This is a genomic window from Streptomyces sp. NPDC058401 (assembly GCF_042722885.1).
Lineage (GTDB): Bacteria > Actinomycetota > Actinomycetes > Streptomycetales > Streptomycetaceae > Streptomyces.
Window position 1 is genome coordinate 1 of record NZ_JBHXKA010000207.1, and the last position, 9,550, is coordinate 9,550.

At 71.8% G+C, this 9,550-nt stretch carries 11 protein-coding genes; 7 read left to right on the forward strand and 4 right to left on the reverse strand.

The genetic code is table 11. The annotated features are described in order from the left end of the window. Window positions 1-124 precede the first annotated feature (124 nt). Together ACFWNV_RS37800 and ACFWNV_RS37805 are read left to right on the forward strand one after the other, a co-directional pair. Window positions 125-697, forward strand: coding sequence for an RNA polymerase sigma factor (locus ACFWNV_RS37800; protein WP_383956269.1), 573 nt, complete (start codon window positions 125-127; stop codon window positions 695-697). Continuing rightward, window positions 694-1,344 (forward strand): hypothetical protein, encoded by a 651-nt coding sequence (locus ACFWNV_RS37805; RefSeq protein ID WP_383956272.1) that lies wholly within the window; start codon window positions 694-696, stop codon window positions 1,342-1,344. The genes ACFWNV_RS37800 and ACFWNV_RS37805 overlap by 4 nt, the downstream gene beginning before the upstream one ends. Before the next feature lie 77 nt (window positions 1,345-1,421). Here the strand turns inward: ACFWNV_RS37805 and ACFWNV_RS37810 are convergent, their stop codons facing one another. Together ACFWNV_RS37810 and ACFWNV_RS37815 are read right to left on the reverse strand one after the other, a co-directional pair. After that, window positions 1,422-2,210 carry a GNAT family N-acetyltransferase gene (locus ACFWNV_RS37810; protein WP_383956275.1) on the reverse strand — a complete coding sequence of 263 codons (789 nt, stop codon included), beginning with the start codon at window positions 2,208-2,210 and terminating at the stop codon, window positions 1,422-1,424. A 125-nt stretch (window positions 2,211-2,335) separates the two neighbouring features. Continuing rightward, on the reverse strand, window positions 2,336-2,539 hold the full coding sequence (locus tag ACFWNV_RS37815) for a cold-shock protein (RefSeq protein WP_243336897.1): 204 nt from the start codon (window positions 2,537-2,539) through the stop codon (window positions 2,336-2,338). 273 nt (window positions 2,540-2,812) lie between these two features. Between ACFWNV_RS37815 and ACFWNV_RS37820 the strand changes: the two genes are divergently transcribed. Together ACFWNV_RS37820 and ACFWNV_RS37825 are read left to right on the forward strand one after the other, a co-directional pair. Further along, window positions 2,813-3,205 carry a molybdopterin-binding protein gene (locus ACFWNV_RS37820; RefSeq protein ID WP_383956279.1) on the forward strand — a complete coding sequence of 131 codons (393 nt, stop codon included), beginning with the start codon at window positions 2,813-2,815 and terminating at the stop codon, window positions 3,203-3,205. A 6-nt stretch (window positions 3,206-3,211) separates the two neighbouring features. Next, complete coding sequence (locus tag ACFWNV_RS37825) at window positions 3,212-4,000, forward strand: sulfite exporter TauE/SafE family protein (RefSeq protein ID WP_383956281.1); 789 nt, start codon at window positions 3,212-3,214, stop codon at window positions 3,998-4,000. A gap of 280 nt (window positions 4,001-4,280) precedes the next feature. Here ACFWNV_RS37825 and ACFWNV_RS37830 read toward each other — a convergent pair whose 3' ends face one another. Both ACFWNV_RS37830 and ACFWNV_RS37835 read right to left on the reverse strand, forming a co-directional pair. Beyond that, entirely contained in the window at window positions 4,281-4,916 is a 636-nt protein-coding gene (locus tag ACFWNV_RS37830) for an HAAS signaling domain-containing protein (RefSeq protein WP_383956284.1), read from the reverse strand. Further along, window positions 4,913-5,287 (reverse strand): PadR family transcriptional regulator, encoded by a 375-nt coding sequence (locus ACFWNV_RS37835; RefSeq protein ID WP_383956287.1) that lies wholly within the window; start codon window positions 5,285-5,287, stop codon window positions 4,913-4,915. The genes ACFWNV_RS37830 and ACFWNV_RS37835 overlap by 4 nt, the downstream gene beginning before the upstream one ends. A gap of 178 nt (window positions 5,288-5,465) precedes the next feature. Here ACFWNV_RS37835 and ACFWNV_RS37840 point away from each other — a divergent pair, with 178 nt between their 5' ends. The 3 genes from ACFWNV_RS37840 (at window position 5,466) to ACFWNV_RS37850 (ending at window position 9,505) form a co-directional block, all read left to right on the forward strand. Further along, the gene (locus ACFWNV_RS37840; protein ID WP_383956290.1) at window positions 5,466-6,416 is read left to right on the forward strand and encodes a helix-turn-helix domain-containing protein; all 951 of its coding nucleotides are present in this window, start codon (window positions 5,466-5,468) and stop codon (window positions 6,414-6,416) included. Window positions 6,417-6,483: 67 nt separating this feature from the next. Beyond that, on the forward strand, window positions 6,484-7,119 hold the full coding sequence (locus ACFWNV_RS37845; protein WP_383956293.1) for a class I SAM-dependent methyltransferase: 636 nt from the start codon (window positions 6,484-6,486) through the stop codon (window positions 7,117-7,119). 262 nt (window positions 7,120-7,381) lie between these two features. Then, entirely contained in the window at window positions 7,382-9,505 is a 2,124-nt protein-coding gene (locus ACFWNV_RS37850; RefSeq protein ID WP_383956296.1) for a glucose PTS transporter subunit IIA, read from the forward strand. Window positions 9,506-9,550: the final 45 nt, after the last annotated feature.

Sequence of the window (9,550 nt, forward strand, 5' to 3'; positions counted from 1 at the left end):
GCGTCCGCCTGCCCGGCCCGGTGCTCCCGGCAGGGCCGTCGGCTCCCGATGAAACGCTTTGCGCACTTCCGGCCAAGTACTGGATGAGGGGGCCATCCGGGATCCCCGCGCAAGGGAGGACCGGGTGCTCAGCCCACGTCACGAGACCGGACCCCCGGGTCTCACCACACCCGAGGGATTCGGCGCGTTCTACGAGCAGCACATCGACGACGTCCTCGGATTCGTCACCCGCCGGGTTGCCGACCCGCACCTCGCGGCCGACCTCACCGCGGACATATTCCTCACGGCCATCGGCTCGGCCGCCGGTTACCGGCCCCGCAGGAAGACGCCGGTCACCTGGCTGTTCGCGATAGCCCGCACCCTCCCGCCGGGCACCCGCGGTCCGGCCCGAGGCGGCGGCGCACCGGCACGGCTCAGCGGCCGCGGCCTCCTCGACGGCGACGACCTCGCCGCACTGGAGGAACGGATTGACGCCCAGCGGGCCTTGAGACACCTGGCCGAGCGCCACGCCGTCCTGCCCGAGCCGCTGCGCGCGGTCCTCGATCTCGTCGAGGTCGACGCACTCACCCCGGCCGAGGCCGCGCAGGTCCTCGGCGTCACCCGGGCAACGGTCCGTGTCCGCTTGCACCGGGCCCGGCGCGCCCTGGACGCCGCCCCGGTGTCCGTCACCGAAGGCCAGTTGGAGGAATCCCGATGAGCGAGCGGCCCAGTGGATTCGAGGAGCGCCTCAAGGCGGCGCTCATGGCACGCCTCCCGGACGTGCCACCCCCGCCCCCCGCCCAGTCCGTCGCCCGGCGGTACGGCATCCCGTTCGCCGTGGGCGCCGCGACGGCGGCGGTCGTCGCCGCGATGGTCCTGCCCGGCAGCGCCCACAACGCCTCCCGCCCCGCCGGCGGTCCCACCGGCTCGCCGAGCCCTCCGGCAGCGGACCAGCCCGAGATCAAGCGGGACGCCGACGGCTCGCTCCGCTTCGACCTGCCCGAGAACGACCAAGTGCCCGGGCTCGCAGCGCGGCTGAAGGCTCTGGGCGTGGCCGTGGTCGTGGTTCCGTCGAAGCCCCGGTCCCAGTGCTCCGAGCCCGGAGGCGGGTACCGGGGTCCGCAGGCCGATCACGAGGCCGAGATCATGCAGAACAGTGCCGACGGCCACGTGTTGAAGGTCAACGCCAAGACGGTCCCGCCGGGCTACACGCTCACCCTCGGGTGGTCGGACTACTACCCGCTGGGGCAGGGGGGAAGCAGCTTCGGCGTCATCCAGACCTCCAAGGTGCCGTCCTGTTCGGTCGACTACTCCGAGGGACTGGAGGAACTGCTGGCGTCCCGGGCGGCCAGCCCGGCACCGTAGGGACCACGCACCCGCCCACCCGCACGGGGCGGTTGGCCCCGGCCCCCGAGGGAGCCGGGCAGGCCGGTCTGTGTTCCCTACGGGCGGGCGGTGAAGAGCGCTTCGGTGAACTCCGCGACCTCGCTGAAACCGAGCCGGCGGTAGAGGCGCACGGCCGTGGCATTGTCCGCACGGACGTTCAGGCCTATGTGGTCCACCGTCTCGCCCAGCTGCCCGCACAATGCGGCGACGCAGGCGCCGGCGGCACCCTGTCCGCGGACCCGCGGATGGGTGGTGACGTTCCCGAGCGCGGCGACCCGGTACCCGGCCGAGTGGACGTGCACGCCCGCCACGGCGACCAGCTGCCCGGCCTGCCGGGCGCCGACGTACTGGCCGGTGTCGAGCATGCGATCGTCGAACCAGTTGCCCGGGTAGGCCTGCGCGAAGAGTTCGAGCAGCTCCGGGAGGTCGTCCCGGCTCAACGGGGCGGGCTGCCAGGGTCCGGCGGGATACCCGTCGGCCAGACCGGGCTCCGTCAGCGCCATGCGGAGCAGGGTGGTGTGCGACTGCGCGACGTACCCGGATTCCAGTACCTTCGCGGCGTTCCCGGTCAGATGTCCGAGGAAGCGCCGGGGGAGTACGGGCAGCAGCGCCTCGGCGAGCTCCTCCAGGGCGGCCGCCTGCGCGGGGCGGGTGAACCCCAGCAACGTCGGTACCTCACCGACCGCGTAGAGCAGCGCCACCGGCCCGTCCTGAGAGACGGTGTACCAGCTGGTGTGGGGCCACGGCAGGTCGTCGAGGTCGCCGAGTTCCATCAGGTTCAAGGCCGGATCGCGTTCGAAGCGGGCCGCCAGGTCTGATCGGTCGTGAAGGCTGTGCAGGATCACCCGGACAGAGTACGGCGAGGCCCGGCGCGGTCCGACGGCGAGGTGGGCGGGGCCACGGGCAGCGGCTCTGCCGGACGCAGCGACGCCCCGCACCGAGACGGTGCGGGGCGTCAGGCTGCTACGGCTCAGAGCGGCCGGATGTCCTCGGCCTGCGGGCCCTTCTGGCCCTGGGTGACCTGGAACTCGACCTTCTGGCCCTCCTGGAGCTCACGGAAGCCCTGGGCGTTGATGTTGGAGTAGTGGGCGAAGACGTCGGGGCCGCCGCCGTCCTGCTCGATGAAGCCGAAGCCCTTTTCCGAGTTGAACCACTTCACAGTTCCGGTGGCCATCTTCTGCTCCCTGTCGGGGACGGGGGTCCTCTCTGCTGAGGACCCCTTGGGTGTGGGGTGCTTGCCCTGGTCCTCCGACGCTTGGTGAAGCGGTACTTCGGACACACGACTGCCGATCACGAGGCATGATCTACCCACTTGCACGAGGAGGGCAAACCGATGATCGTTTTGCCCCGGCATCGGCACATCGCGCCCCGGCCGATCGAGCCCGCCACCGCGCGCTACAGAGGATGATCAACAGGCGGACGGCTCCCACCCCCTAGGGTGGTGCTCATGGAGTCGTACACGATGGGGCAGGCCGCAGAGCTGCTGGGTGTGAGCGTGGACACGGTGCGGCGGTGGGCGGACGCCGGCCGTTTCCCGACCCACCGGCAGGGCAACCGGCGCATCGTGGAGGGGCCCGCCCTCGCCGCGTTCTGCGTGGAGGTCGCCCAGGAGGGCGCCGATGACGAGGACATCCCGTACACCTCGGCGCGCAACGCGTTCCCGGGCATCGTGACCGCCATCAAACTGGGCGACGTCTCCGCACAGGTGGAGGTCCAGGCGGGCCCGCACCGCGTGGTGTCGCTCCTGACGCGCGAGGCCGTGGAGGAGCTCGGACTGGCACCGGGCGTGACGGTCACCGCCCGGGTGAAGTCGACCAGCGTGCACGTCGAACGCGGCTGAGCACCCTTGGAATGGGCGACGGGCCTGGCCGGCCTGGCCGTGGGTCTGCTGATCGCGGTGATCACCGCACCGGTCGGCGTCTCCGGGGCGGTGTTCCTGCTGCCCGTGCAGCTGAGCGTGTTCGCGGTCCCGAGCCCGGCCGTCACCCCGACCAACCTGCTCTACAACGTCGTCGCCGGCCCCGGCGCACTGCTCCGCCACCACCGCACCGGCACACTGCACGGGCCACTGGTGCGCCGGCTGGTCCTCGGGACCCTGCCCGGTGTCGTCCTCGGAGCCGTCATCCGGGTGTTCGCGATCCCGGGCCCGACCGTCTTCAAGGCACTGGTGGCCTGTTTCCTGCTCCCGCTCGGACTGTGGCTGATCGCCCGTACGCTGCTGCCGTCCCGGCGCCCCGGCCGGGCCCGTGACGCGCTGTCGCCGCGGACGGTGACCGGCCTGGCCCTGGCCGTCGGCGTGGTCGGCGGGATCTACGGCATCGGCGGCGGCTCCCTCCTGGGCCCCATCCTCGTCGGCCGCGGCGCCCCCGTCGCCCAAGTCGCCCCGGCGGCCCTGGCCTCGACCTTCGCCACCTCGGTGGTCGGCGCCGCCACCTACGCCCTGCTGGCGCTCTCCGGACCCGGCAGCATCGCACCGGACTGGTTCCTCGGCCTGGCCTGCGGCGCCGGCGGACTCATCGGCGGCTATCTGGGAGCCCGCCTCCAGCCCCACCTCCCCGAGCGGTTCCTCCGCCTCCTCCTGGGCGCCCTGGCCACCGCCGTCGGCACCCTCTACGCCGCCCAGTCCCTCAGCTGAAACGGGACCTCGCGAACAGCACCCCGACCCGGCCCACCGACAAGCCGACCGCACTCCGCCTCGGGAGGCGCTTGGTGGTGGAAGTCCCGGCCCCGCAGACCGGCCACCGGGCATTCGTGGACATCACGCCCGGGCAGACCCCACGTGACGCCGAGACGCGAGCAGGGCTGGGTGCCAAGCAGCCACGGAATCACGGGTCGCCGCAGGAATGCGCACGCATGAGCGCTCCTGTCGGCCGGACGGCCGGACGAGCGGGCCGGCCGGGGCGCCACGGCGCACCTCAGGCGCGGCGGACCCGCCAGAGCCAGGCCGTCGTGGCCGCCAGCAGGGCGAGGGTGGCCAGGTTGGCGAGGGTGGCCGCGGTGTCGCCCGCGGGGGCGGCGCCGGACCAGGTCCAGATGCTGATGGCGACGGTCGGCAGCACGGCGGTGAGCAGCACGCCGACCGTCTTGCGGCCCGTGCTCCAGTGCACCGAAGTGCAGAGGAGGACCGCGCCGATGACGCGGAAGAGGGTGCTGAAGAACCCCGCGGCGGGGACGTCGGGGAGGGCCGTGGCGAAGAGGAAGGGGAGGGTGAGCATCAGGAGCGGCACCAGGGGGTGCACCTTGCCGCGCCGGGCGGGGGCGTCCGCCCCGCTGCCGGCCGGCGTTCCGTCCGCCCGGCCGTCCGCCCGGCCGTCGGCCCCGCCGCCCACCCCGCCGCCCGCCTCGGCCAGGGCCGTCGCCGCGATCGTACGGGGGTCGCCCAGCTCCGCCAGGACCTCGCCGATCGTGACGTGGGGACGTTCGGCGCGGGTCACCTCGATGTGTTCGGCGAGGTCGGCGAGGAGTTCCCGGCGGCGGTCGGCGGGCAGCGCGGAGGCCTCGCGCCCGACGGCGGAGAGGTAGTCGCGTACGGGATCGGCCGAGGTCTTCATGCGGGGTCTCCGGTGGAGTGGTGCGGGATGGCGAGGAAGCCGTCGACGGCGTTGCGGAAGCCGGGCCAGACCCGGGTGAACTCCTCGAGTGCGGCGCGGCCGCTGTCGGTGAGCGCGTAGTAGCGGCGGGGCGGTCCGGAGGCGGACTCCTGCCAGGTGGTGGTGACCAGGTCGTCGCGGCGCAGCCGGGAGAGCAGCGGATAGACCGTGCCCTGGCTGGTGGCCAGGGTGCCGGAGTCCTCCAGGGCCTGAAGGAGTTCCACGCCGTACCGGGGGCGGTCGCGCATCAGGGCGAGCACGCAGTACTCCAGTACCCCCTTGCGCAGCTGGGCGGCCGCCCGCGCCTGCTTGGTCGAATCACCTGGTTCCATGCGATGCAAGATACCTGGCGAGGCAACCAGGAAGGAAGGGGGGCCGGTGTCACGTTCACCGCAATCGCGTGGCCGATACTTGATCATGTGACGGGGGGGAAGCGCGGCGGTGGGGAAACCGGTGAGGAACCGGTTCACCGCCAGGTCAAAGGGTGTGGGTGATCGCATGGGCCGGTCGATGGCTTCGGAAACCGTCGTGGCGCGCGAGGACAGGTTCGACTGGTTCTGCGAGACGGTGTCCAGCGATGTGATGCCCGTCATGCTCAGCACCCGGCACACGGCCGACTTCCGGGCGAAGTTCACGGACCTGGACCTCGGCTCCGTACGGCTGTCGGCCCTGAAGTGCTCACCGGTGCTCTCGCGCCGGACTTCGGCCCACGTCCGGCGCGGCGATCCCGAGCACGTGCAGCTGGCGCTCATCGCCCAAGGCGCTTTCAGGATCTCCCAGCGGGGCAGCGAGTCGATGATCGCCGGGGGCCTCGTGCTCACGGACACCTCGCGGCCCAGCGAAGGGGCCAGCGCGGGCGGGCCGGGTGAGGCGATCGTGCTGCAGATACCCCGCCCGGCCCTGCCGCTGCGCCCGAACCGCGTGGACCGCCTCCTCGCGCAGAACATCTCCGCGGACAAGGGCTCGGGGGCCGTCCTCGCCGATTTCCTGAAGACGCTGCTCACGCACGGCCCGCGCTGCCGCCCGGAGGAGCTGCGCGGGATGGGGGCCGTCGCCCTCGACCTGGCCACCGCCTGTCTCGCCCAGCAGCTCGGAGATCCGGGCGAGGCGCCGGCCGAGGCGCGCGCACAGGAGACCCGGCAGCGGATCCACCGCTTCATCGAGAACAACCTCGGGGACCCGGTCCTGACCCCCCAGGCGATCGCCGACCGGCACAACCTCTCCCTGCGGAGCCTCCACGCCCTCTTCGCCGGCCAGGACCTGAGCGTCGCGGCCCGCATCCGCGAGAACCGCCTGGAGCGCGCCCGCGCCGACCTCGCGCGCGGGGACCTGAGTGGACAACCCGTTCAGACGATCGCGGCCCGCTGGGGGTTCTCCAGCGCCACGGCGTTCAGCCGGGCCTTCCGCGAGGCCTACGGAATCACCCCGACCGAACACCGGGCGTCGGCCCTGCATGCCTGAGGGCGCCCGTTCCCGAGCCCGCAGGGGGCGGGGCCGGGCCGCTCGCGCGGCTGTTAGCTTCCCTCCCATGGCGGATCATCAGACGGAGACCAAGACGGCCTACGACGGCATCGTCGAGCTGTACGCATCGCTGTTCGCCGACCGGCTGGAGACGCAGCCCTTCGCGCGGGCCATGATCAGCACCTTCGCGGAGCTGGTGCGCGAGACGGGAATCCCGCGGGCGGCCGACGTAGGGTGCGGCCCCGGACACCTGACGGCCATGCTGCACGAACTAGGACTGGACGCCTTCGGGCTCGACCTCTCTCCGGCCATGGTCGACCACGCCCGCCGGGCCCATCCGGCGCTGCGCTTCGACGAGGCGCGCATGGAGGCCCTGCCCGTCGAGGACGCTTCGCTCGGCGGCGTACTGGCCCACTACTCGATGATCCACACCCCGCCCGGGGAACTGCCCGCGCTCCTCACCGAGCAGGTACGGGTCCTGGCGCCGGGGGGCCTCCTCATGGTCTCGCTCTTCGCGACCGACCGGCACGAGGAGCCGGTCCGCTTCGACCACAAGGTGACCCCCGCCTACAGCTGGCCCGTGGACCGGTTCGCCGCGCTGATGTCCGGGGCAGGCCTCGTCCCGTTCGCCCGGCTCGTCCACGACCCGGCCACCGAACGCGGTTTCCTCGACGCCCACTTGCTGGCCCGCCGCCCCGCGTGACCTGCGCCACGTCGGTGACGTCCTCCCACGGGCAATTCCCGGTGTTAAGGTTTTGTCTGATCGATCTCGATCGCAGGATTGTTACTCCCCGAGGGCATCACCTTCGTCGCCACGCGACGTCAAGGCGGTGCACCGCTTGAGGGGAGGCAAGGCCTGGGTAGCGCCGCGTGCGCGACCCGGGCCTTTTTTGTTGCCCGGATCCGGGCGTGAGAGATCGCGGACCGAAGCAGATGGCAAGAGCCCCAGGATGCAAGGACGCATCATGAACACACCCGTAGCCGGACCCGGCACGCTGGCGGAGCAGATCCTCCGCGGCGTCGGCGGAGCCGAGAACATCGAGAGCCTCACGCACTGCGCGACGAGGCTGCGTTTCCAGCTCCACGACGGGGCGAAGGCCGACACGGCCGCGCTCGATGCCCTCGCCGGCGTCATGGCCACCGTCCCGCAGTCCGGTGACCGCCTGCAGATCGTGATCGGCGGAGCCGTCGCACGCGTCTACTCCGAGATCATGAACCTGCCGTCGATGGCGGGCGGCGGCACGGCCGCCCCGAAGTCCGACGCGGACGTCAAGGCCTCGATGCGGGCCAAGAGCCGCGGCCGCTACGCCTGGGTCGACAACTTCTTCGAGTACCTCTCCGACTCCTTCCGCCCGCTCATGGGCGTCCTGCTGGGCTCCTCGCTCATCATCGCGATCGCCTCCGTCCTCGACGCCCTGGGCTTCGTCGACTTCCGCGCCGCGGACAAGTCCGCCACCTGGGTGTTCGTCGACGCCATGTGGCGCTCGGTGCTGTACTTCCTGCCGATCATGGTCGCGTACAACTCGGCCAAGAAGCTGAAGATCGATCCCTGGGTGGGCGCCGCGGTCATGGCCGCGGTGATGACCCCCAACTTCACGGGCATGCTCAACCCGAAGTCCGGGATCCCCGGCATCACCTGCACCACCAACGGAACGCTCGGCACCCAGGAGTGCGTGGCCCACGTCTTCGGGCTGCCGATGCAGCTCAACGACTACGGCGGCCAGGTCTTCGTACCGCTCCTGATGGTCGCCGTGCTCGCCCTGGTCTACAAGGGACTGCAGCGCATCTTCCCGGAGACCGTGCACCTGGTCTTCGTGCCGTTCTTCAGCATGCTGATCATGATCCCGATCACCGCCTTCCTCATCGGCCCGCTGGGCGTCTGGGCCGGCAACGGCCTCGGTGAGGGACTGTCCTGGCTGAACGGCAACGCCCCGATCGTCTTCGCGATCATGATCCCGCTGCTGTACCCGTTCCTGGTACCGCTGGGCCTGCACTGGCCGCTGAACGCGCTGATGCTCGTGAACATCAACACCCTCGGCTACGACTTCATCCAGGGCCCCATGGGCGCCTGGAACTTCGCCTGCTTCGGTGCGACCGCCGGTGTGCTGCTGCTCTCGCTGCGCCACCGCGAGAAGGAGATGCGCCAGACCGCCACCGGCGCCCTGGCCGCGGGTCTGCTCGGCGGCATCTCGGAGCCCTCGCTGTACGGCATCCACCTGCGCTTCAAGCGGATCTACCCGCGCATGCTCGTGGGCTGCCTCGTCGGCGGCGTGATCGTGGGCGTCATGGGCGGCGTGGACACCAAGGCCTTCGCCTTCACCTCCCTGCTGACCATCCCGGTCTTCTCCCCGATGACCACCTACGTCATCGCGATCACGGCGGCCTTCTTCGTCTCGATGGCCCTCGTGTACTTCTCCGACTTCCGCACCCCCGAGGACCGCGCCCAGGCCAACGCCGAGCGCGACGCCGCCGAGGCCGCCACCCGCGGCGAGGCCGCGGCGGCCGATGACCGCGAGCTCGTCACCGTCGGCGCGGCGGCAGCCACCGCGGGCGCCACCACCTCCGCTCCCGGCTCCACGCCGGCCACCACCGGCTCCGCCCCCGCCACCACCGGTTCCACCCCCACCGCCGGGAAGGCCATCGAGCTGGCCGCGCCGGTCGCGGGCCGCGTCGTCGGCCTCGACGAAGTCGGCGACCCCGTCTTCGCCTCCCGCGCGCTGGGCGAGGGAGTGGGCATCGAGCCGGCCGACGGCCGCATCGTCGCCCCGGTCGACGGAGAGCTGATCATCGTCGCCGCCACCGGCCACGCCTTCGGCATCCGTACCGCGGACGGCGTCGAGGTGCTCATCCACATCGGCATCGACACGGTGCAGATGAAGGGAGAGGGCTTCGACGTCCGCACCGAGGCCGGCCGGCAGGTCAAGACCGGCGACCTCCTCGTCGAGGTCGACCTCGACGCCGTTCGCGCGGCGGAGCATCCGACCGTCACCCTCATGACCGTCACCAACACCGCCGACCTCACCTCGGTCGAGCCGCACACCGGGCAGACCGTCGCCGCCGGGGCCCCCGTGGTGACCGTACGACGGTAGCGAACCGCCACCGGACCGACGCGGGCACGCGCCACACCTCGTGGC

Excerpts from the sequence above, each read along its gene's own strand:
- ACFWNV_RS37805 (WP_383956272.1), top strand. The coding sequence starts at position 694 with ATGAGCGAGCGGCCCAGTGGATTCGAGGAGCGCCTCAAGGCGGCGCTC.
- ACFWNV_RS37815 (WP_243336897.1), bottom strand. The coding sequence starts at position 2,539 with ATGGCCACCGGAACTGTGAAGTGGTTCAACTCGGAAAAGGGCTTCGGC.
- ACFWNV_RS37820 (WP_383956279.1), top strand. The coding sequence starts at position 2,813 with ATGGAGTCGTACACGATGGGGCAGGCCGCAGAGCTGCTGGGTGTGAGC.
- ACFWNV_RS37830 (WP_383956284.1), bottom strand. The coding sequence starts at position 4,916 with ATGAAGACCTCGGCCGATCCCGTACGCGACTACCTCTCCGCCGTCGGG.
- ACFWNV_RS37835 (WP_383956287.1), bottom strand. The coding sequence starts at position 5,287 with ATGGAACCAGGTGATTCGACCAAGCAGGCGCGGGCGGCCGCCCAGCTG.
- ACFWNV_RS37840 (WP_383956290.1), top strand. The coding sequence starts at position 5,466 with ATGGCTTCGGAAACCGTCGTGGCGCGCGAGGACAGGTTCGACTGGTTC.
- ACFWNV_RS37845 (WP_383956293.1), top strand. The coding sequence starts at position 6,484 with ATGGCGGATCATCAGACGGAGACCAAGACGGCCTACGACGGCATCGTC.
- ACFWNV_RS37850 (WP_383956296.1), top strand. The coding sequence starts at position 7,382 with ATGAACACACCCGTAGCCGGACCCGGCACGCTGGCGGAGCAGATCCTC.